Genomic DNA, 22,413 nt, shown 5'->3' with positions numbered 1-22,413 from the left:
AATCAATCTTCAGTTAAAAAATTATCTTCACCATCAAGGGTTTCCATAAGCTTATCAAGTATTCTTGAAGAACTTAATTTATCTCCACCATTTTTTTCACAAATTTTTAAAACATTTTGTGCAACTTGTATTTTTTCTTGAATAGTTTTCGAGCCTTCTTTTGCAATTTGAATTTCTACTTTCTTTTTAGCAGAAGATAAGCTTATACTCATAAGTTTTGCAATCTCTGCACAAATTTTTAGATATTGCCGATCATTTATTGGATACATAAAAGAATTAATAATTAATAAGCTAGTGCCATTTACTAAGATAACAAATGAAGGTTTATGGCATCTACGATTTTCTTACTTGCTCCGGATTCCCCCATTCTTTTTTTTCCAATTTTTGCTTGTTCTGACCTATAAACTTTTCCTTTCAAAAGAAAACTTAAACGTTTTAAAAGAATTTTTTTGTTCTTGCAAACTAAAACACTACCTCCCAATAATCTTGATTGTCTTTTTGCAAATGATTTTGTAAATTGTGGTCCAGGTCCCGGTAGAGAAAGGGATGGAATTCCAAGGCCAGCAATTTGCTCTGTAGCAGTTCCTGCATTAGACAAACCAACTTCTGCCATACTGGCCCATGAATTGAATTTACCTTTTCCTATCACTAGATATTGATCTTTCTTTTTCCATACTGAATCTTCATCAATAAGAAATTTAACTTTACTTTGCTTTATAAAACCATATTTATTTAAATAATTTTGAATTTGAATCACATTCGCGTTAATGCTCAAAGGCAAAAGTATTACCAATTCCTTTGATAAATCAAAATCTTGCAAACAATTTAGAAAATTATCAAGATTTTTAAGAGCTTCAGGGTATCTACTGCCAACTAATAAAATAATCCTTTTAAAAGAAATAATATTTGATATCTTGTCGTTTGTTACATTGACAAAATCCATCATTGGATTACCCAAGTATTTTGCATCAATATTTTTTTTATACAAATTATTAGCTGTAATTTTATCTCTCATAATTAAATTTTTACATCTTGGAGATTTCATTAAAAACATTTCCCATGGATCCCATTCAGAACCTTTCAACTTATGATAAAAATCGCTTAAATCCCAACCTGGCCCACTACTCCAAGTATGGTCACTTTTGGGGGTTCCAATGAAACTAAAGTCGCATTCTGAACTCCAAGCGTAGATTAATGGCAAAAAATCGCCTACAGCGATAATTTTGCATTTATGTTTTGACTTCTGTTTTACAAGTAGAAAATTTCTTAAATTATCGATTAAAAATCCTGCAAACAAATCAAGCACAAATCCCTTCAGACTTTGATTGCTAAAACCTCCACTAGGCAGCTCTTTTAAATATCCTATTTTACGAAAATTCTTTGATTTTATGGAATTAAATACATCTCCATTTCCTACTAACGGCAAAACTTCAATATTTTTATTTTTTATTTTTTTTAGTAATCTTTTTATTATCTCCGATGCGATTACATCTTCTCCATGACCGTTGCATATAAATAATAGAGAATGAGACACCTTACTGTTAAGATCATAAAAAGACTCAATCGAATCTTTTTCGGCGGCATGGCCAAGTGGTAAGGCAGAGGATTGCAAATCCTTTATCCCCAGTTCGAATCTGGGTGCCGCCTTATTTAATTTTTTTACACATTTAATTATGAAATTTTCTAAGAACTTCAATTTCAAATAAAGGGTATAAACTTTCAATTACTTATTGATATACAGAAAAATAATCTTTTCTTTATTTTTTTTTAAATAATACTTGATATCCATTAATAAATAAAATTTAGTTAATTTATTAATTATTTTCATCAGATTATTTATATGAGAATTTGAATTATTCTAGTAATCATTATCTGCTACACACATTCCTAAACATCTAACACCATTTGATGCAGTCCTTTTGCAATGATTACATAAAATAGGATCTTTATCTGAAGTAAGATTAATTTTTGAATTATTTTGTTCTTTTAAATTTATTAACTCTTGTGTTGAATCAAATAGAGTCATTCTTAGAATCATCACTTGAGTCGATACTAACAACAAGTGAAGCATTAGTGTTGGAAGAAGGTATATCCATAATTTTTACAGTTTCTTTAGGCTCATCAATAACTTTATTTTCTTCAGTACTTTCATCAACTGCACAAGCTTCAAGAGCCTCTCGGAGTAGTGAATCAAAAGTTGCTCCAGGCAATCTATGTCTTGCAACCTCCAGAAAAGTTCTAGGTAACGATTCAGATGCAGCATCTCGTAAAGCAGGATTATTCTTTCTATGTTCTTGTTCTTCTTCTATTGATTTAATAAACCTCAGTGTGACATCTCTTTTGGTAGAAGCTTTTATCAGCGTATCGTTTTCCGGATTACTAACATTAGGTTCATTTTCAAGATCACTAAGTCTTTTTTCCAAACTATTTAAAACTTCATTAGCTTCTTTACTAATATGCGCTAATTGACCATCGGACAAATTAGGTAAATCAGCGACAAAAACTTTCCCATGATCTCTTAGTGTCAAGAAAGTTGGCCTTGGGCCTTGAGCCTGTCTACCAATTGATTCAGAATTATTACCTATTGGTCTTTTGGGGGGTGTAGGACCAGCTGAACTACGTCTACGTGTGATTCTTTGATTATTTGCAAAGGGCATTGAATAAAGGTTAAATCTTAATACTTAAACTTCCGATATAATTCGGCTGTAATTTTATTATATTACACCTAACTTTTTCATTTGGGTATAAAAAATAATTTTTTAAAACGCATTTGAAAAAGATAAAAAAATTTAAGTTAAAATTTCTGGTAAAAATTTACTAATTGTTGAATCATTTTTTCGAACTATCTTTCCAATTTCCCAACTATCTATATCATGATCTTTACAGATACTTAATATCGCTTCCTTAAATTGTTTATCAATAATTAAACAAAATCCCACTCCAAGATTGAAAGTATTCCAAAAATCTTTTTCGGGAATAGATCCTTCCTCTTTAAGGAATTTAAATAAAGTAGGTATTTGCCATGAACTGGTATTGATGTAAGGAATAAAATCAGAAGGAATACATCTTGGTAAATTTTCTGGAATTCCTCCTCCAGTTATATGAGACATTGCTTTAATTTCTATATCTTCAGATAACATTTGGTTAATCACATTATTGTAAATTTTTGTAGGTTTCAATAACTCATCATAAAAATTTAAGTGAGAAACTTTTTCAAATTCTTTATCTATTTGATTATTGTTTTGAATAATTTTTCTTACTAAACTAAAACCGTTACTATGAATCCCATTACTTTTTAAAGCAATTATTAAGTCATTTTCAGAGACTTTTTTACCATTAATAAGCTTATCCTCATCAACTATTCCAACACAAAATCCTGCAAGATCATACTTATTTTTTGAATAAAATCCAGGCATTTCAGCAGTTTCTCCGCCGAGTAATGAACAGTTATTTTCTCTGCATCCATGTGAAATTCCCTGAACAACCCTCAATAATTGTTTCTTATCGAGCTTACCGGTAGCAATATAATCTAGAAAAAATAAAGGTTTTGCACCACTAGTAATGATATCGTTCATGCACATAGCAACTAAATCAATACCAACCTCAAAATGAAAGTTTTTACTTTGTGCTAATTCTAATTTTGTTCCAACACCATCAGTTCCTGAAACAAGAACTGGTTTTTTAAAACTATCGATAGGAATTCTAAACAAACCTCCAAACCCGCCAATACCCTCAATCACATTAGATGTATGAGTTCCTTCAACTGCCTGTTTAATTTCAGAAACAAATTCTCGCCCAGCTTCTATATCCACACCTGATGTTTTGTAATCCATGAAATAAAAATGATAGACTTTCCCTATATAGATATTCCTCCTAAGATTGTTTTTGTCCAGTAATTATTTATCAAATAGATTTATTTTTTAAAAACAAAGTGAAGAAAGTAATCATAAGGAAAACTGAAGAAATAGAAAATTGGAGGAGAAATTTAAATAGTGAAATTAACTTCATTCCAACAATGGGTAATCTTCATGATGGTCATATTAAACTTATATCAACAGCAAAAAATGACAATTCAAATGTTAATTTAGTAAGTATTTTTATTAATCCACTTCAATTTGATAACAAGTTAGATTTAGAGAATTACCCTAAAACAATTGATAATGATATAAAAATCTCCTTTTCGAATGGCGCAGATGCTATCTTCATCCCAAGTAATGAAGATATATATCCACCGAATAATAAAAATATTAAATTCCTAAAAGCTCCAAAAGAATTATCTTCTGCATTATGTGGATTAAATCGAATGGGACATTTTGATGGCGTTTGTACAGTAGTTTATAGATTACTTAATATCATCAAGCCAAAAAATCTTTACTTAGGAGAAAAAGATTGGCAACAACTTTTAATTTTAAAAAATCTTGTCCTTAGAAAGAAATTAAATGTTGCTATTAAATCCATTCCTACACAAAGAGATTTTGATGGAATTCCTTTAAGTTCACGTAATGTACATTTATCAAAAAACGAAAGAAAATTGATTAATTTTTTTTCAAGTGAGTTATTAGAAGCAAAAAAAAATTTTCAAAAAAATAAAAAGATCGATTTAAACCAAATAATTAAAAAACTATTAGCAAAAAAAATTTCAATTGAATATTTAGAACATTTACACCCTCATACACTCCAAAAAGCAAGACCTAAAGATAATATTTCTTTACTGGCTGGTGCGATAAGATGTGGAGAGACAAGATTAATTGATCACGTTTTCCTAATGAAAAGAAGGCCGATTATTGCAATTGATGGTCCTGCAGGTTCAGGTAAAAGTACTGTAACAAAGTTAATAGCGAAGAAACTTAAACTTTTATATTTAGATACTGGCGCAATGTATAGGGCATTGAGTTGGCTTATGATAAAAGAAAAAATTAATTATAAAAAAGAAAAAAATTTACAGAATATTCTTAAAGGTATATCTATAGTTTTCAAGTCGAATACAAATTCACATCAGGATGTTTATGTTAATAACTACTGTGTTACTGAAGAAATTAGGTCGCAAAAGATAAGTTCCATCGTTTCTAAGATTTCCTCAATAAAAGAAGTAAGAGAATTCTTAGTAGAAGAACAAAGAAAAATTGGAGAATCAGGCGGACTTGTAGCTGAGGGAAGAGATATAGGAACTACTGTTTTTCCTCATGCAGAACTTAAAATATTTTTAACTGCTAGCATCGATGAAAGAGCAAAAAGAAGAAAATCTGATAAAAATAGTAAAGACTCACAAGAAATAGACCTCCATACATTAAAAGAACTTATAAAGAAAAGAGATTTTGAAGATTCCAATAGGGAAATTTCGCCTCTAATTAAGGCGAATGATGCAATAGAAATTATTACGGACGGATATACGATTAATGAGGTTGTGGATAAAATTATTGACCTTTACAATGACAAGATTCCTAAAGAGACTGAGATCAAATAAATTCAAGAAATACTTTCCATAAAACCGTTTACAGAGTCTTCTAAAATATCAAGGACATAATCGAAGCCCTCATCACCTCCAAAATATGGGTCAGGAACTTCTTGCTCATTAAAAACTGATCTAAAATCTTGTATTTTTTTTATTGATGCAAAACCATTTGAAGCTGTTCTATTTTTAAGATCTTGAATATTTTTAAAATTTGAATCGTCCATAGCAAGAATATAGTTAAATTCCTCAAAATCTTTGCTATTAATTTGACGAGCCCTGCTTAAGATGTTTATATCTCTTCTTTCTGCCGCAATTCTCATCCTAGAGTCAGCTTTTTTTCCAATATGCCAACTCCCAGTTCCAGCAGAATCAACAATAAAGGCATCGGTCAATCCCTTTTTTTCAAGTAGTCTTATAAAGATAGCTTCTGCTGCAGGAGACCTACAAATATTTCCCAAACATACAAAAAGAACAGAAATTTTATTCATATGATTTCAAATTTCAGTAAATTATAAGGCTTTTAAGTAGTAAATAAAACTTCTTCAATTAAAGATTCAGTAAATTCTTTACCAAACAAACTCGACAACATTGGCCTTGCTGGATCGTTTTCTCTTCTATAATTCAAATAATTATTTTGACCGTTTATCAATTCTTTTTGCAGTTCAATATTGACTTCTTTGCTTTCGAAAAGAATTTCCAAATACAAATCAATATATTCCTTAAATGAGGTATAAAGCTGATTAGTAATTAAAAAATCACTTCTTTCATCTTTTGGTAATTTTGACCATATTACTCCTGGAGAAAAAAATCTAGCTACATCCGCAGACATTTTTTCAGCTAATGGGAGTGATGAATGACAATGATTTTTGAGTTTTATAAGTTTTTCTAATAACTCATTCTTGTATTGATTTTGTATTTTTAATGAAGGCTGAAAATCTAAGACTATTAAATAACTATTAGGTAGAGAAACAAAATCTACTCCAAAAAATGGGACGTTATAAATAGTATTAGGAATAATTAAAAAATTTAAAACAGAATAATTTGGACTATTTATACAAACTGCCCTTGCAAATTGAATTCTTTTTTTATGCGTTACACCCCAAGTAGATAGATTCACATTTTTTTTTGATTTTTTTGAACCATAAGTTGAATCTTTATAAGAATATTCCGAGGGTATTTTTTTTTCTAAACAGTTATATTTACTTAAATTATTTATTAAATATTTTAAGAAATCATGCCATTTCCAATCTGGCCTATAAAAAATAGTATCTTGAATTAACATTCAATGAATAATCTCATTATTTAATGTAAATAGAAATTTATTGATAAATTTTTTTGTCCATTTTTCTCCAAAAAAAGATTTAAACAATTTATCTGCAGGGTCTTTTTCAAAACTGTACTTATCATATTTAATATGATTAATCTTTATTTCTTCCGCATTTAAAAATTGATTAACAGGATTCGATTTATAAATTTTCAAATAATTATTTACAAATGAATGGAATATATTATTTAAATCCCTATCAAGATTTAATTTATTTCCTCTACATATAATCACCCATGGGGAGAAATATTTTTTTGAATCATATATATTCTTCATTTTATTATTATCAAATGCAGAATATTTTTTCTTAATACTACCTAAACTTGAACAATATTTTTCAAGATATTTGCTTTCTTGAATTAAAGGTTGATAATCAAGTATTGCTAATAACTTTTGAGAAGTTCCAAACCATAAAATATCAGCTCCTAAAATAGGCAATTCACTATCAAAATTAGGATATGCGACCGTATTAAACACTTGCAGTTTTTTACCACCATCTAATCTTGTTATTCGCCACTTTCTATATTCGGGAGATGAAAAAAGCCAATTTTTAATAATATATTTTGAGTCTTCATTGTGATGTTCTTTAAATTCACTAGATATTTTTACTTCATGTCCATTTAATTCATCAATATTGGTTTTAAGGAAATCAACTAATGAATCAAACATAAGCATTAGGTCTCGGTACTTCCTTTCCTAACTTTTTTTGTAATGTAATTGAATACAATCTTTCCTAAAACAGCAATCAAGTTACCTTCAAGCTCCTTAAACATTTTCATATTGTAAGTAAATGCTTGATTAGCTTCATCAATAATTTGATCAGCCGTTTTTTGATTAATTGGAAGTTGATTCAAAGTAAGGGAATATTCTTCCTTAAATTTCTTTTCATCAGCAATTAATTCAAACTCATAAAAATTTAAACCATCATTTCCCTCCAAATTCAATGCTTTTTTAGCGATCCTTTTCAAGATTTGGCCCCCAGATAAATCTCCTATATAGCGTGTGTAGTGGTGACCAACCAATAACTCTGGTGATTTTTTTGCGACCTCTCGGATTCTTTCAACATATTCTCTTGCTGAGTGAGAAATATTAATTTCATTCTTCCAGTTTTCACCAAAATAAAATTTTAGATCATTTACAAGAGTTTCTTTCCTGAATAATGATTTAAAACCTATAGGTTTTATTACGGGATGTTCCTCATTGACTAGTCTTTCAATTTCTTCTTCCATAGCTTCATAAACAAAATATAAATCACTAATTAATTTCCTGTAAGATTTTTTTTCAACAACTCCTTTTAAAAAACATGCCACAAAGCCAGTATTTTCTGCCATAGTGTGGGATTTTTTTGTCCCTTCTCTTAATTGTCCTGCAAGAGCGACTGCCATATATTTTGAATTATTTGTGTAAGTGTATTTAATCTACAAGGAAAATACATAAAACAGCTAATTTTTGTTACCAGCGGATGTTGTAGAGAATAGCTTATGAAGTTCTTTACAAACCAAAAAAAGGTTATCTTTTTGTTCCTGTTGCGGTAAATGAGTGCCAGTCATTTCCCAATCACCGATAGTAGCCACTCTCCATCTCTCGGAGGGAACAATCATACCTCTCATTATAATTCCCAACAGTTTCGGAACTCTGCAATTACTATCACTTTCAATTCTTAATTGTAAAAGTATTGCTCTGCATTCAATAAGAGGACTCCAACCAGGAAAATGGAAAGCAAAATCAATAGTATCTTGCATGGATTCATTATTTGAATTGTCCCATGGACTAAAGTTTACACTTGCATCAGGAAAATATTTCCGAAACAAAGCTGCAGTAGAAGCAATTTTATTAGCTATTTCAACATTACTTACATTTGAACTCGCATTCATAAGTAGCTGATTACATTTTTTTGAAAATGACACAATTTGCTTGAACTTGCTTATTAACTTCTTTTTCTTTTAATAAAGATGTTGAAATGCTGATCAATAAAGTATTCTCTGTTCACATTTGAATAATAAATTTCTAGGTTTTAAAGAAAACAACTCATCGCAAATTACAATACGAGGAACTTCAATGAGTTATCTTTCATTAATAGAATGCTATGCCAAAATTTGAAAAATTAACTTTACCTAATGAAGGCGAGATAATAACTTTTAATCAAGGCAAACCTAATGTTCCTAATAATCCAATTGTCCCATTTATTAGGGGTGATGGTACTGGAGTTGATATTTGGCCTGCTACTCAAATCGTTCTTGATTCAGCGATTAAAAAAAGCTATGGAGAAGAAAGAAAAATTAATTGGTTTAAAGTCTATGCAGGCGATGAAGCTTGTGAGCTTTATGGAACATATAACTATCTCCCTCAAGATACTATTGAAGCAATCAAACACTTTGGTGTAGCCATCAAAGGTCCTTTAACGACTCCCATCGGTGGAGGTATTAGATCTCTTAATGTTGCATTAAGGCAAATCTTTGATTTATATAGCTGTGTTAGACCATGCAAATATTATTCAGGAACTCCAAGCCCTCACAAAAACCCCCAAAATTTAGACGTTATCGTCTATAGAGAAAATACTGAGGATATTTACATGGGAATTGAATGGGAAGCAGAGGATAATAATTGTCTTGAATTAATTAATCACTTAAACAACGTAGTCATACCAAAAAGTAAAAATTTAAAAAATAGATCCATACCAAACGGTTCAGGCATTGGAATAAAACCAGTGAGTAAAACTGGTAGCCAAAGGCATATTAGAAAAGCTATTGAACATGCTAAAAGATTATCAGGAGATAAAAGGCATGTCACTCTTGTACATAAAGGGAATATTATGAAATACACAGAAGGTGCATTTAGAGATTGGGGATATGAATTAGCAGTAAATGAATTTAGAGAAGATTGCATTACAGAAAGAGAAAGCTGGATTTTAGACAATATTCAGAAAAACCCAGAAATTACAATTGAAAATAATGGTCGAAAAATTGAACCAGGTTTTGACAAGCTAACAAATAACAAAAAAGCATTCATTTGCGAAGAAATTAAAGAAGTTATTGCATCAATATCAAATTCTCACGGAGATGGGAAATGGAGAAAACTTGTTCTTATTGATGATCGGATAGCTGATAGTATATTTCAACAAATTCAAACTAGACCTCAAGAATATTCAATTCTTGCAACATTAAACCTTAATGGAGACTATGTTTCTGATGCGGCTGCAGCAATTGTTGGAGGCCTAGGTATGGCTCCCGGTGCAAATATTGGAGATAATGCAGCAATTTTCGAAGCTACGCACGGTACTGCTCCAAAACATGCCGGCTTAAACAAGATTAATCCAGGCTCAGTAATTCTTAGTGGTGTAATGATGCTTGAATATTTTGGTTGGAATGAAGCAGCTAACTTAATTACTAATGGTTTAAGTAAGGCAATAGAGCAAAAAAAAGTCACCTATGATCTAGCGCGCTTAATGGAACCAAAAGTAGAGCCACTATCCTGCAGCAGTTTTGCTGAAGAAATTATCTCAAATTTCTAATTTTAAAAATTATTTTTACTTTCAAAAACTTTCCAAATATTAACGAGTGAATCTTCAGTGCCAATGTTTCCAGGATGAGTAACGATAGGAAGTTTTTCGTCATTTTTTAGGTCATAAGTCACTACTGAAATACCTTTAAAAATCTGTCCCTCAAGATAAACATAATCTGCATTAAGTCCATTACTAAGAATCAAATTTGTTGTTATTCCACCTTTCGAAATCAAATATCCTATTTCATACTTCAAATCTGCGACTAATTCAGCAATAAAACAAGCAAGTAAATTATAAAAATTCAATAGTTCAGAAGAATCTAAAGACATAAATTTTCTTGAAGTAAACAAGACAGGTGTTTTCCCTTTCTCAAAAGAAAATCTAATTTCTTTCAAAAATTTATTTTTAAACAAATTCATTTGCTTCTTATTATTATCTAATGAAGAAATTTTAAAAAATTCAAAAACATCTAATTCAATTGGATTGCAATTTCTTATCTCTAACAAATTATTCAATTGCATTGTTGAAAGTTTTACATAAGATCCAACAATTATTAGTCCTGGAAGAAAGCTCTTTTCTTTATTTCTTATTCTTAAATTATAGAAAAATTTTTTACTCTGAGAGACACTTTTTTTCTCAGAAATTGAACTTATAAAACTTGCTGCAGTTCGAAAGAGGAATTTTTTTTGTTTAATTAATTTTTTAATTACTAAAGAAAATTTTTTTAGTTGAGAATAATTTTCTACATCTACAACTACATGTTTATTATTCTTCAAGTTCTTTAATGTTTTAAAAACAATATTATTTTCTTCATCATTTAGCATTTCGATATCTGACAATAAAAGATTTTGAATATCTTCAAAATTTATTTGCGATTTACTCTGCTGAAATAAAAGATTCTTAACATTACTTGTCTCATATCCAAAAATTTTATCTGTTGCAAAAATTGTTTGACTAATAGGAGTTTTATCAACAAAATGAGATCCATTAATTGTTAATCTTTTACCCTCTATGAAAGCTGGAATATGAAAAGTGGCATCAAAAGGACCTAAACAACTATTCAGGGCACTTGGCTCTAAAAAGTTATGTCCTCGAAGAGTAGAGTCTCCTCTACTTATAAAAATAATTTCTTCTTCATAGGCTTGAGAAGTAATGACAGTCTTAAGATTTTTGCAAATTTCCTCTATTGTTAATTTCGCATCATTTTCCGATAGCGACCTTGTATTAGCCAAAATAAAAAATAAATTAGATTTAGATTCAAAACCTTTGACTAAAGTTGAGCAGTCCCACTTAAGCAGTAATAAGCAATCTTGAACAGTTTGAGAGCCTGTAGGATCATCATCTATAACGACAAATTTCATTAGTATTACAAAATTACTTAAGAGATTTTATTTGTATTGAGGCATTTAACCTTTTACTATCATTTGAAGGAATCATAATGTTTCTAAATCCATCAACAAAAGAATTTCGGGGACTAGTCCAAGGTTCGAGACATATCATTTTTCTTGGAGGATCACTCCAAATAACGCCTAAATCAAAAGGATAGGGATGATTTAAATTTATTTCTCTTTTAAAAATTTTATCTCGAAAAGAACTTCTGCCGGAAGTATACATAAGTAGATCAACTCCTAAATTAATTTTGTTTAATTCATCCAAAGTATTCCTTATAGTATTTCTTTCTTGATCCTGACAATTAAGTGGATTATCAAAAAACTCTAAATTTTTGAAATCTGAAACATTAAAATAAGGATGCAAACCAAAATTTATAGGCATAGTAAAGTCTGTTTTGTTATGAATTTTAATTTCAAATTCTAAAGAGTTAATTTTTAAGGTAACTTCTATTTTTAGTTCGAAATCGAAAGGATAATATTTTTTGGTTTTTTTAGATGCATTTAAAAATAAGCATAAAATTTTTTCATTTTGATTGAAGGAGTATTGCCATTGCAAATCCCTAGCGAAACCATGTTGTGGCAATTGCAAATAACCATTTCCAAATACTGAACTAGAGGTATTGAGATTTCCACAAATTGGAAACAAAATTGGAATTCCTCCCCTAATACTTTTTGTCTTGTCCATAAATCTTGTTTCATCGAAATAAAGTATTTCATTTCCATCCGAAACCCAATTTGTAATAACGCCTCCTCTTTCAGGACAAAATTTAATGTAATTATTTTTATCTAATTCAAAGACAAAAATTCCTTGGTCCTTATTAGATAATTCAAGTTTCACGATTATTACTTAAAGAGAATCAACCCAATCCAAAATATGCTGATTGACTAATTCAGGTATCTCATCATGAGGACAATGTCCTGCATCGAGAATAATTTCTTTTGTATTCTTTGGTGTGAATTTTTTATATAGATTTCTTTTTTTTGGAGTATTCATCCATGGATCTTTCCCTCCCCAAAGAAGTAATAATGGTGCATTTAATTTTGCGAATAGCTTATCCAACGGCAATCCCTGAGGACCTGATGGGTTAAATACACTTCTAAAAACATTAAAAGCTCCGAAATCTAGAGAAGGCTTCCTTATTGACTCAACTAAAAAATCATCAACATTTTTTTTATCAACATAAACTTGATTCAAAGTTTTTTTAATATTGTTTGGATTTCTCATATTCTCAAAAATCAAACGTTGAAGAACAATATTTTTCAAAAATATGCCAGCTACTGTTTCAATTGAAGTTTGCAACATATTCTTTTTGATAGTTTTTTCTTCACTAAAATATCCAGCAGCATTAAGTAAGATCACTCCTGCGTTTAACTCATTTAATTCTGCACCAGCTGCTAATGCGGCATAACCACCTAATGAATTGCCAACAACAATTGTAGGTTTTTTTATTTTCTCTTTTACATAAGCAACAACCTGGTCTTTCCATAGAGATCCTGAGTATTCGATATCTTGAGGCTTAGGACTTTTTCCAAAACCGAGTAAATCCATAGCATGAACTTCGTATTTTGTACTCAAAACAGGGATATTAAATCTCCAATGATCCGTAGAAGCCCCAAAACCATGAATTAATAAAATTGCACATTCTTTTGATGTTTGCTCCGGCTTAGCGGAAACTGTATGAATTGGGTAATTTAAAAAATTCCAGTTATAATTTACATCACTATCTATCAGAGCTGACTTTTCCATTTATTAAAAATTCTATATTTATTAATTCTAATAAACTTATTTACTAAAGAAGACCCACAGGATCAGCTGCAACATCATCTGAAATTTTATTACCATCATTTGGGGGCTTATCTTTTAGAACAATTCTTAAGAGTACAGGTGCAAGAAATGTAGTTCCTATAACCATTAACAAAATAGCCGCTTCAAGAGAAGGAGTTAATAACTTAGCGCTTGTTCCTAGCCCAAGAAAAATTAAACCAACCTCTCCTCTAGGCATCATACCCAATCCTACAACTAATCTATTTGTAGGCTTATCACTTGAAAATACCCATCCGGCTGCAATTTTTCCAATAATCGCAACAACTAATAAAAATCCTGCAACTACAAGAGCTGATCTACTTGTTGGATCGAGTGGATTGATAACAGATAAATCCATTCCAGCTCCAACTAATACAAAGAAAATAGTTGCGAATAAGGAAACTAAAGGTAAAACAGATTGTTGTATTGCATGATTATTTTTAGAACTACTAAGAATCAATCCAGCTGCAAAAGCCCCTAAGGCTGCTTCCAATCCAATGGCTGTTGCCACGAAACAACACAATACAAGTATCACAAAAGAAGCTACCACCACGGCTCCAGGAGCCTTTAATCTATCTAATAACCAATCAAAACCTGGAGCAGCTGTTCTACTTAATGCAATAGCAGCAATAACAAACACTACAGCTGCTGCAACTAATTTAACAATAGGAGCAATTTCTAAAGTACCTCCTGCAGCAAGAGCGACTACAACTGCCAGAATAACAATTCCCAAAATATCATCTAGAACTGCTGCACCAATAACAATCTGTCCTTCTCTAGTTTTCAAATATCCCAATTCACCGAAAACACTCGCAGTAATTCCTATACTTGTGGCTGTCATAGATGCTCCAGCAAAAACTGCTGGAATTAGATCTACTTGGAAAATAAACATTAATCCAAGAGTTCCAAACGCAAACGGTAAAATTACGCCAGCCATAGCAACAGTAAAAGCCTGAGCACCGACAGCTACCAATTCCTCTAACTCACTTTCTAAGCCTGTTAAAAATAAAAGTGCATATAAACCAAGTGTTGCTACCGCTTGGAGCGAGGGAAAGCTTTCGAAATAAACATCAGGTACTGCTTCTGGGGGGATTGAAGCTAATGAACTAATTACATTTACAAGTCCCTCATTTAGTTCAGTTCCAGCTGAGGGCGGTATCAATAAATGAAATCCTGATGCTCCTATTACAACCCCTGCAAGAAGCTCACCTACAATAGTTGGCAAACTTAGTCTTACTAATACTTCTGCTAATGCTCTTGCTGCTAAAAAGATCAATAAAAATCTTATAACTCCGATCAATGTTTCAGCAACTTCTAAATCATGTGCACTTAATTCAGCAAGTAAAGAGTACATTTAAGTGTAAAAAATAAACTACCTACTTGGAAGATAGTTTATTGAGGGCCCACTTTAAGAAATATGTAAGAAAAAAGCAAAAATACTCAACAAGTGTGGATCTGAAGTTACAACAAAGAAATTTTCTTAAAAATGGCTATTGTCTGTTATATGGCTAATACAATGAATTCCAACGAACCCTTTGATCTGCGCTTGCCCACACCAGGCTGCTATTTAGATCCTGAGAAAGCTGGGATGGATTCAGATGCTGTTTTTCAAGGAATGACAGCCCATCTTTTCTACACTCTTGGAAAGTTAGCAACCTCTGCAAGTCCTCACGACTTGTATATGGCTTTGAGTTACGCAGTTAAAGATAGGTTAATGACAAGATATTTAGCTAGCCAAGAAGTTATAAGAAAAAAACCACAAAAAACAGTCGCCTACTTATCAGCAGAATTTTTAATAGGCCCTCAATTAAGTAATAATCTTCTAAATCTTGGAATAACTCAAGAGGCAGAAGATGCCCTAAAAAGATTTGGTATTGAATCATTGGCAACAATTCTTGAAGTTGAAGAGGAGCCTGGATTAGGAAATGGTGGACTTGGCAGACTTGCAGCTTGTTATATGGAATCATTAGCGTCTCTACAAGTCCCAGCGGTTGGTTATGGTATTAGATATGAATTTGGAATATTCAATCAGTTAATTAGAGATGGTTGGCAAGTTGAAGTAACTGACAAATGGTTAAAAGGTGGATGGCCATGGGAACTTCCACAACCAGACGAATCATGTTTCGTTGGTTTTGGAGGCAGAACTGAAAGTTATAGAGATGATAAAGGGAACTACAGATCAAGATGGATTCCCTCTGAACATGCTATTGGAGTACCTCATGATGTTCCAGTTTTAGGATACAGAGTAAATACATGTGACAGATTAAGATTATGGAGAGCTGATGCAACTGAAAGTTTTGACTTTTATGCATTCAATATTGGTGATTATTATGGCGCAGTAGAAGAAAAAGTGGCCTCTGAAACACTTTCAAAAGTTCTATATCCAAATGATGGAACTGACGAAGGTAGAAGATTAAGACTCAAACAACAACACTTTTTTGTAAGTTGTTCTCTTCAAGATATGTTGAGAAGCCTTGAAAAAAGATCAATACCAATAACAGAATTCCCTAAGCATTGGACAGTCCAATTAAATGATACCCACCCTGCTATTGCAGTTGCAGAATTAATGCGACTTCTTATTGACCAATATCAAATTGGCTGGGATAAAGCTTGGAATATAACAACCTCCTCAGTTGCTTATACCAACCACACATTACTACCAGAAGCTTTAGAGAAGTGGGATTTAGGTTTATTTAACGATCTTCTTCCTCGTCATCTAGAAATTATTTATGAAATTAATTGGAGATTTCTACAGCAATTAAGACTTCGTTACCCTGGAGAGGACAAAATCCTTCAAAAACTTTCAATAATTGATGAAGAAGGTTCCAAATCAGTGCGAATGGCCCACTTAGCTACAATTGGAGCCCATCATATAAATGGTGTCGCAGCTCTTCACTCAGATCTTATAAAAAGACAACTTCTGCCTGAATTCGCAGCATTATGGCCTGAAAAATTTACAAATGTAACTAATGGGGTTACTCCAAGAAGATGGGTTGCCCTATCTAACCCATCTTTATCTAACCTTCTTGAAAAAGAAGTTGGTCCAAATTGGATAACAAATATGGAACTTCTAAAGAAATTAGAAGAAAAAAAAGATGACAACAATTTTTTACAAAATTTTGAAGAAACTAAGCTAAATGGCAAAAGAAAATTAGCTAGTTTTATCCATTCAAAAACTGGAATACTTGTAGATCCATCAAGTTTATTTGATGTTCAAGTAAAAAGAATACATCAATATAAAAGGCAACATTTAAATGCTCTTCAAATTATTGCTCAATATCTAAGAATCAAAAATGGTACAAACAAATATGAAGTGCCAAGAACAATAATATTTGGAGGTAAAGCTGCACCAGGCTACTTTATGGCAAAGCTGATGATTCGATTCATAAATGGTATTGCTGACGTAGTCAATTCCGATCCAGATATGGACGGTCTATTAAGAGTTGTTTTTCTACCAGACTACAACGTTAAACTTGGTGAAATAGTTTATCCTGCAACGGATCTTTCAGAACAAATTTCAACTGCTGGAAAAGAGGCATCTGGAACTGGAAATATGAAATTTGCAATGAATGGAGCTTTAACTATTGGAACCTTAGATGGAGCTAATGTCGAATTAAGAGATCTTGTGAAAAAAGAGAATTTCTTCCTTTTTGGTAAAACTGAACGCGAAATTATGGACTTAAAAAATAATAATTACTCCCCCAAAACTTTTATTGATAAATGCCCAGAGCTCAAAGAGGTTATACGCCTAATTGAAATAGGACACTTTAGCAATGGGGATAAAGAATTATTTAAACCTTTATTAAACAGCCTTACAGGACATGACCCATTTTTTGTTATGGCTGACTTTGAAGATTACTTAAATAAGCAGGATGTAGTAAGTGAATGCTGGAATAATAAAAAATCTTGGAATAAAATGGCATTATTAAATACTGCTAGATCTGGATATTTTTCTTCAGATAGATCTATTAGAGAATATTGTAAATCTATTTGGAAAGTATCTCCTATGCCTGTTGAAATTACTTGCGATGTGGAAGAATTAACTAATTAATATTTTTCTTATCTGGTGAATCTGGGGTTTGATGAAATAGTCTATTCAAAATCAATCTATCCATATTTAATGGGTCTGGAGCTAATTCATTTGCAATTTCTTTAAATTTTGATTCAATATTGTTTGAAATTTTTGTATCAAATATTCTTTCCATTAAAGCTTCAATTGAATATAAATAGGCATTGACACTTTCCAGTTCATCTAAAGCTTCAGTAATTTCTGTATCAGAAATATGTTTTTCTTTTGTACTGGTTTCTTCATTTGATTCTCTTTCAGATAATTCTCTCTGCAACTCATCAGTAACCTTAGTACAAAGAGTTCTAAACGATTGAATAGATGCCCAATTCAATTCTTGTTGCTGCTTAAAAGTAGGAAATTCTCTAATTAGACGATCATGCTCTCTATAAAATCTCTGACAATCAGAGCATTGACATGGTTCTTCAGTCAAAAGAAAAAATAATTCTTTCTATATCATCTCACTATTTGGGCAAAATTGTAGGGCCATCCAATAATTCGTCATTTTCATCTAGAGAATCTGGACTGTCTGGCAAAGGTATTTCTATACTAGTAACCAAATTAATAACATCTCTTAGTCTCATAGAATCAGCAAACCATCCCATTGCCTGCTCGGCATCGCCTCTTTTTTCTGCATCATTTGCTTGATCTTCGTGAGCTTCCGCCAATAGAGCAAGCCAGCACAGACATCTTGCTTGAACTATTGAAAGATCTAAATCATTAGGTTGGGATTTAGAAATGCGTTCATGCTCTTGTTGAATTAGAAGCTTTAAACGCATATCATGCAACTTAGCCATAAAAGATTTACTACTAACTATACGCTAGCTAGAGAGTAGCAAATTTGCACACATACTACATATAGTTTTTTATTTTTACGGGACTGGCGGGAGTCGAACCCACGACCTACGGTTTAGGAAACCGTTGCTCTATCCTGCTGAGCTACAGCCCCAATAGATGATTTTTGGAGTATTAAGCATTATGCTAAATGAAAGCAGGAGAGGCAATCGCAAGAAAGTTTTATTTTGGAAACAAAATAAAACTTTCTTGAGGAAAGTCCGGGCTCCCATATGGTCAGGCTTGCTGGGTAATTCCCAGTGCGGGCAACCGTGAGGATAGTGCCACAGAAACATACCGCCTAATACTTTATGTATGGCAAGGGTGCAAGGGTGCGGTAAGAGCGCACCAGCAACATTGAGAAGTGTTGGCTAGGTAAACCCCGGCTGGGAGCAAGGCTTTGTAGATTTATGACCATTACACAATCTACTTATCAGCGCCGCTTGAGACTGTGAAGTAATTCCAGTTCTAGATAGATGATTGCCCATCTTATAAATTAAGATGAACAGAACCCGGCTTATGACCTGCTTTCTAAATTGTTGTGATTATTCAAATCAGATGACAAATATACTTAACGCAAAGAGGATTAATCAAATAACTACTTTTTTAAAATCTTTAAATATTAAATCAAAAAGATTTTCCGAAATAATTAGTGCTCAAAATATTTCAATTATTCAAAATTTTAATCAAGCATTTATCCACTCTTCGGAGAACAAAATATTGAATTATGAAAAACTAGAATTTTTCGGAGATGCAGTTCTCAGATTAGCGGCTTCTAATTTTATTGAAAAAAAATATCCTCAAATGAGTGTTGGAGAAAGATCAGAGCTAAGAGCACAAATTGTAAGTGATGAATGGTTAACTAAACTAGGTGAAAAAATTGATATAGAAAAATTAATAATTAAGGGGCCTAAAGCTCTTGGCGATGAAAATTCAAAAAATACTATTATTGGTGAAGCTACAGAAGCTTTAATCGGTGCTGTTTACAAGTGCTTTAATTCCATTAAGGAAGTAAATCTTTGGTTAGATGATATTTGGGAAGAAGATTCAGAAATCTTTTTAAAAGCTCCATATAAATTCAAATCTAAAACAGTATTGCAAGAGTGGTGTCAAAGTAAAGGTTTCGATTTGCCAGTTTATAAAATAATAGAAGTCTCTAAAAAAAATGGGGACCCCAAAAGATTTTCTTGCAATATATTTATCGAAGGATTAAAAGAATCATCTGCATTCGGCAAGTCTCATAAACAAGCAGAAACAAATGCAGCTAGAATTTTGATAGAAAAATTTATTACTACAGGTAAAATATAATTTTTATACTATTTCTAAATTGGTTAGCTGAAAAGTTATGAGTTTATCCCAATTACCCCCTTCAAAAAGAACCGCTGCTCTCTTTTTCGTCACTCTTTGTACAAACCCTTTATATCCTCTATAAATAGAATTGGTGTCTTTTACAACAACAAAAGATCCAGGGAGTATGGGTTTAGTAGAAAATTCCATAAAACACTCTTTCTAATACAATATATGATAAATAAAAATGAATGGTTGACTGTTGGATTAATAACATCATGTCATGGAATTAATGGACAGGTAAAGGTTAAATCTCTAAGTGATTTTGAAGAAAGATTTTTAAAACCGGGAATTAGATGGTTGCAAAAAGAAAATGAAGCTCCTTCAAAAATAGAACTAATATCTGGTTTCAAACAGCCTGGTAAAGCCACCTTCATACTTAAGTTCCAAGGAATAAATACAAGAAATCATGCAGAACAATTGAAAAAATTTAAAATTCTTGTAAAAGCCGATAAACTACCCAAACTACAAAAGGAAGAATTCCATTTGTTAGAACTCGTAAATCTCGAGGTCAAGACTTTAGAAAATAATGAATTAAAAAAAATTGGGAAAGTTATCAATTTAGAAAATGAAAAAAATAATTTACTTGTAGTTGAACTATTTAAAAATCAAAAAAAAGTTCTTATACCATTTGTGAAAGAAATAGTCCCATTAGTAGATATAAAAAATAATTTTCTAATCATCAATCCTCCAAATGGACTTTTAGAGCTTTAAATTAAAAATGAAAAATTTGTAAGAAACTTATTATTCAACAGTTACACTTTTAGCTAAATTTCTTGGTTGATCCACGTCAAGTCCCCTATGAGCTGCAATATGATAACTCAATAACTGTAGAGGCAGAATATTAAGTAGAGGTGAAATCCATTCATTAGAGGAAGGAACTTTCATCAAATAATCAAAGATTTCAGTTCCATTACATTCAGGAGCAATCCCTATCAAATATGAATCTCTAGCTTTTGCTTCTTGAGCATTACTTATAACTTTATCAAAAACCTCACCAGGAGAGGCAATAGAAATTACGGGTACTTTTTTATCTAACAAAGCTATTGGACCATGTTTCATTTCACCAGCAGGATATCCAGCTGCATGAATGTAACTAATTTCTTTAAGTTTTAACGCGCCCTCAAGGGCAATAGGATAATTGATTCCTCTTCCTAAAAAAATAACATCTTTAATATTAAAAAAGTCATGTGCTAGCTTTTCTGAAGATTTATTATGTTTCTCTAAGAGATCTTCAAGTAATGGAGGAAGTTTTATAAGTTCGTTTATTAATTTACCTATTTCATCAGAACTTTGATTGCCTTTAATTTGAGCAAATTTTATGGCTAATCCATAAAAAGAAAGTAATTGAGCAAAAAAAGTTTTTGTTGCTGCGACTCCAACTTCTATTCCTGCACAGATATCAATTATATTTGAGACCTGCCTTCCTATAGAACTCTCTTTTCTATTTGTTATTGCAATAAGATTGGGTTTAAATTGTTCATTGTCAATTGAAGAACGTCTTTTAATTTCCATATCTATAGCAGCAATTGTATCTGCAGTTTCTCCGGATTGAGTGACTCCAATAGTTAATGTATTCGGCAATAGTGGAGGTGGTGAATATCGAAATTCGCTTGCATAAAAAACATTTGTAGGGATACCTGAAAATTGTTCTAATAAAAAGCTGCCCACCATTGCAGCATGTTTACTTGTACCACAAGCAATAATTTCAATTCTTTCTATTGATTCAAAAAACTCTGTATCAAAGGGATAGTTAATTTGATATTGATCATTATCTGAGTTCTTAATTAAATAATTTTCCAACCAGTTTTTTGCAGTCTGTGGTTGATCATATATCTCTTTCAACATGTAGTGTTTGAAATTCATCTTATCTATTATTTGCTCTGAGACTTTTAAAGAAACTGGATTTCTATACTGCCTCTCGTTGCCTGAGTCATATATTTCAATTCCAAGTGGAGTCAACAAAGCTATTTCTTCATCCTCCATAGGCAAAATAATATTCGTAAAGTTTGCAATTGCTGGAGTATCACTAGCACAAATAAATTCTCCTTCACCCAAACCAATAATCAAGGGCGCTTGTCTTCTTGCAACTACCAAAGAGGTTGGAGCACCAGACCACAAAACTGCTAAAGCATAAGATCCTTCTAAATCCGATAATACATTTCTCACAGCTACTAATAATGTTGAACCATTATTCTCAAGATTAAGTTTACTTAAATTATTTAACTCTCTTTGAATTAGATGGGGAATTACCTCGGTATCTGTATCAGAATTAAAAATAATGCCCTCTTCCTCTAATTTATTTTTTAAATCTTGAAAATTTTCAATAATGCCATTTTGAACAACTGCTATATTTCCTGAACTATCAATGTGAGGATGTGCATTTTTAACTTCAGGTTTTCCATGAGTTGCCCATCTAGTATGTCCTATACCGACAGTTCCAGGAATATTATGATCATTAAGATTACTTATTAAATTCTTAAGTTTTCCTTCTGCTTTATTACAAGAAATACAATTAGTTTCGGAATTTATTATTGCAATACCTGCAGAATCATAACCTCTGTATTCGAGTTTTTCTAAACCATTAATTAATAATGGTAAAGCTTTTTTATATCCAGTTACAGCAACTATTCCACACATACGCATTTTTTTTTTCAATTATATTGAAACAAAATGCCTATTTACAAAAACAT

Annotated in this window: 23 protein-coding genes, 2 tRNA genes and 1 other RNA gene; 7 read left to right on the top strand and 19 right to left on the bottom strand. The window is 31.6% G+C overall.

Annotated features, from left to right (window positions below; translation table 11 throughout):
- Positions 1-2: 2 nt before the first annotated feature.
- Both BS621_RS05400 and BS621_RS05395 read right to left on the bottom strand, forming a co-directional pair.
- Positions 3-269, bottom strand: coding sequence for a hypothetical protein (locus BS621_RS05400; RefSeq protein ID WP_077142096.1), 267 nt, complete (start codon positions 267-269; stop codon positions 3-5).
- Positions 270-304: 35 nt separating this feature from the next.
- Positions 305-1,534 carry a lipid-A-disaccharide synthase-related protein gene (locus BS621_RS05395; protein WP_225866687.1) on the bottom strand — a complete coding sequence of 410 codons (1,230 nt, stop codon included), beginning with the start codon at positions 1,532-1,534 and terminating at the stop codon, positions 305-307.
- A gap of 42 nt (positions 1,535-1,576) precedes the next feature.
- Between BS621_RS05395 and BS621_RS05390 the strand changes: the two genes are divergently transcribed.
- Positions 1,577-1,647 (top strand) — tRNA-Cys (locus BS621_RS05390).
- 211 nt (positions 1,648-1,858) lie between these two features.
- Here the strand turns inward: BS621_RS05390 and BS621_RS09440 are convergent.
- The 3 genes from BS621_RS09440 to purM all read right to left on the bottom strand — a co-directional run bounded on the left by BS621_RS09440 (position 1,859) and on the right by purM (position 3,833).
- Positions 1,859-2,026, bottom strand: coding sequence for a hypothetical protein (locus BS621_RS09440; RefSeq protein WP_198025654.1), 168 nt, complete (start codon positions 2,024-2,026; stop codon positions 1,859-1,861).
- Positions 2,013-2,657 carry a histidine phosphotransferase gene (locus tag BS621_RS05385; protein ID WP_077142094.1) on the bottom strand — a complete coding sequence of 215 codons (645 nt, stop codon included), beginning with the start codon at positions 2,655-2,657 and terminating at the stop codon, positions 2,013-2,015. The genes BS621_RS09440 and BS621_RS05385 overlap by 14 nt, the downstream gene beginning before the upstream one ends.
- 132 nt (positions 2,658-2,789) lie before the next feature.
- On the bottom strand, positions 2,790-3,833 hold the full coding sequence (gene purM / locus BS621_RS05380; protein WP_077142093.1) for a phosphoribosylformylglycinamidine cyclo-ligase: 1,044 nt from the start codon (positions 3,831-3,833) through the stop codon (positions 2,790-2,792).
- Positions 3,834-3,931: 98 nt separating this feature from the next.
- On the opposite strand from purM, the gene BS621_RS05375 reads away from it, so the two are divergent.
- Positions 3,932-5,464 (top strand): bifunctional pantoate--beta-alanine ligase/(d)CMP kinase, encoded by a 1,533-nt coding sequence (locus BS621_RS05375; protein WP_077142092.1) that lies wholly within the window; start codon positions 3,932-3,934, stop codon positions 5,462-5,464.
- Positions 5,465-5,466: 2 nt separating this feature from the next.
- Here the strand turns inward: BS621_RS05375 and BS621_RS05370 are convergent, their stop codons facing one another.
- From BS621_RS05370 to BS621_RS05350, 5 genes are read right to left on the bottom strand one after another with little or no spacing between them, the layout of a single operon-like run.
- Positions 5,467-5,940 (bottom strand): low molecular weight protein-tyrosine-phosphatase, encoded by a 474-nt coding sequence (locus tag BS621_RS05370; protein WP_077142091.1) that lies wholly within the window; start codon positions 5,938-5,940, stop codon positions 5,467-5,469.
- Positions 5,941-5,972: 32 nt separating this feature from the next.
- Complete coding sequence (locus BS621_RS05365; RefSeq protein ID WP_077142090.1) at positions 5,973-6,734, bottom strand: phycoerythrobilin:ferredoxin oxidoreductase; 762 nt, start codon at positions 6,732-6,734, stop codon at positions 5,973-5,975.
- Complete coding sequence (locus tag BS621_RS05360) at positions 6,735-7,445, bottom strand: 15,16-dihydrobiliverdin:ferredoxin oxidoreductase (protein WP_077142677.1); 711 nt, start codon at positions 7,443-7,445, stop codon at positions 6,735-6,737.
- A gap of 5 nt (positions 7,446-7,450) precedes the next feature.
- Positions 7,451-8,161, bottom strand: coding sequence for a biliverdin-producing heme oxygenase (locus BS621_RS05355; protein ID WP_025934079.1), 711 nt, complete (start codon positions 8,159-8,161; stop codon positions 7,451-7,453).
- A 57-nt stretch (positions 8,162-8,218) separates the two neighbouring features.
- The gene (locus tag BS621_RS05350; RefSeq protein WP_077142089.1) at positions 8,219-8,650 is read right to left on the bottom strand and encodes a hypothetical protein; all 432 of its coding nucleotides are present in this window, start codon (positions 8,648-8,650) and stop codon (positions 8,219-8,221) included.
- A 212-nt stretch (positions 8,651-8,862) separates the two neighbouring features.
- Here BS621_RS05350 and BS621_RS05345 point away from each other — a divergent pair, with 212 nt between their 5' ends.
- Entirely contained in the window at positions 8,863-10,287 is a 1,425-nt protein-coding gene (locus tag BS621_RS05345) for an NADP-dependent isocitrate dehydrogenase (RefSeq protein ID WP_077142088.1), read from the top strand.
- Positions 10,288-10,289: 2 nt separating this feature from the next.
- On the opposite strand, the gene BS621_RS05340 is transcribed toward BS621_RS05345, so the two are convergent.
- From BS621_RS05340 to BS621_RS05325, 4 genes are read right to left on the bottom strand one after another with little or no spacing between them, the layout of a single operon-like run.
- Positions 10,290-11,639, bottom strand: a complete 1,350-nt coding sequence (locus BS621_RS05340; RefSeq protein ID WP_077142087.1) for a four-carbon acid sugar kinase family protein — start codon at positions 11,637-11,639, stop codon at positions 10,290-10,292.
- 13 nt (positions 11,640-11,652) lie between these two features.
- Positions 11,653-12,507, bottom strand: coding sequence for an aldose epimerase family protein (locus BS621_RS05335; RefSeq protein WP_077142086.1), 855 nt, complete (start codon positions 12,505-12,507; stop codon positions 11,653-11,655).
- A 9-nt stretch (positions 12,508-12,516) separates the two neighbouring features.
- Positions 12,517-13,416 (bottom strand): alpha/beta fold hydrolase, encoded by a 900-nt coding sequence (locus tag BS621_RS05330; RefSeq protein ID WP_077142085.1) that lies wholly within the window; start codon positions 13,414-13,416, stop codon positions 12,517-12,519.
- Between the two features lie 43 nt (positions 13,417-13,459).
- Positions 13,460-14,827: a cation:proton antiporter gene (locus tag BS621_RS05325; protein WP_025922676.1), complete on the bottom strand. Its 1,368-nt coding sequence runs from the start codon at positions 14,825-14,827 to the stop codon at positions 13,460-13,462.
- A gap of 150 nt (positions 14,828-14,977) precedes the next feature.
- Here BS621_RS05325 and BS621_RS05320 point away from each other — a divergent pair, with 150 nt between their 5' ends.
- Positions 14,978-17,524 carry a glycogen/starch/alpha-glucan phosphorylase gene (locus tag BS621_RS05320; RefSeq protein WP_083703281.1) on the top strand — a complete coding sequence of 849 codons (2,547 nt, stop codon included), beginning with the start codon at positions 14,978-14,980 and terminating at the stop codon, positions 17,522-17,524.
- Here the strand turns inward: BS621_RS05320 and BS621_RS05315 are convergent.
- From BS621_RS05315 to BS621_RS05305, 3 genes are all read right to left on the bottom strand, one after another.
- Positions 17,517-17,972, bottom strand: a complete 456-nt coding sequence (locus BS621_RS05315) for a hypothetical protein (protein WP_077142084.1) — start codon at positions 17,970-17,972, stop codon at positions 17,517-17,519. The two genes, BS621_RS05320 and BS621_RS05315, sit on opposite strands and share 8 nt — an antisense overlap.
- 31 nt (positions 17,973-18,003) lie before the next feature.
- Positions 18,004-18,336, bottom strand: a complete 333-nt coding sequence (locus BS621_RS05310; RefSeq protein WP_011377237.1) for a hypothetical protein — start codon at positions 18,334-18,336, stop codon at positions 18,004-18,006.
- A 78-nt stretch (positions 18,337-18,414) separates the two neighbouring features.
- Positions 18,415-18,488: transfer RNA gene (locus BS621_RS05305), tRNA-Arg, on the bottom strand.
- A 38-nt stretch (positions 18,489-18,526) separates the two neighbouring features.
- On the opposite strand from BS621_RS05305, the gene rnpB reads away from it, so the two are divergent.
- An RNA gene (gene rnpB / locus BS621_RS05300) (RNase P RNA component class A) lies at positions 18,527-18,909 on the top strand.
- A gap of 22 nt (positions 18,910-18,931) precedes the next feature.
- The gene (locus BS621_RS05295; protein WP_077142083.1) at positions 18,932-19,681 is read left to right on the top strand and encodes a ribonuclease III family protein; all 750 of its coding nucleotides are present in this window, start codon (positions 18,932-18,934) and stop codon (positions 19,679-19,681) included.
- Positions 19,682-19,684: 3 nt separating this feature from the next.
- On the opposite strand, the gene BS621_RS05290 is transcribed toward BS621_RS05295, so the two are convergent.
- Positions 19,685-19,870: an NAD(P)H dehydrogenase subunit NdhS gene (locus tag BS621_RS05290; protein WP_077142082.1), complete on the bottom strand. Its 186-nt coding sequence runs from the start codon at positions 19,868-19,870 to the stop codon at positions 19,685-19,687.
- 24 nt (positions 19,871-19,894) lie between these two features.
- On the opposite strand from BS621_RS05290, the gene rimM reads away from it, so the two are divergent.
- Entirely contained in the window at positions 19,895-20,434 is a 540-nt protein-coding gene (gene rimM / locus BS621_RS05285) for a ribosome maturation factor RimM (RefSeq protein WP_077142081.1), read from the top strand.
- A gap of 30 nt (positions 20,435-20,464) precedes the next feature.
- On the opposite strand, the gene glmS is transcribed toward rimM, so the two are convergent.
- Positions 20,465-22,360 carry a glutamine--fructose-6-phosphate transaminase (isomerizing) gene (gene glmS, locus BS621_RS05280; RefSeq protein WP_077142080.1) on the bottom strand — a complete coding sequence of 632 codons (1,896 nt, stop codon included), beginning with the start codon at positions 22,358-22,360 and terminating at the stop codon, positions 20,465-20,467.
- Positions 22,361-22,413 lie beyond the last annotated feature (53 nt).

The organism is Prochlorococcus sp. RS04 (genome assembly GCF_001989455.1).
Classification (GTDB): Bacteria; Cyanobacteriota; Cyanobacteriia; order PCC-6307; family Cyanobiaceae; genus Prochlorococcus_A.
The sequence above is the reverse complement of the archived record's forward strand: the minus strand, read 5'-3'. Positions and strand labels throughout refer to the sequence as shown.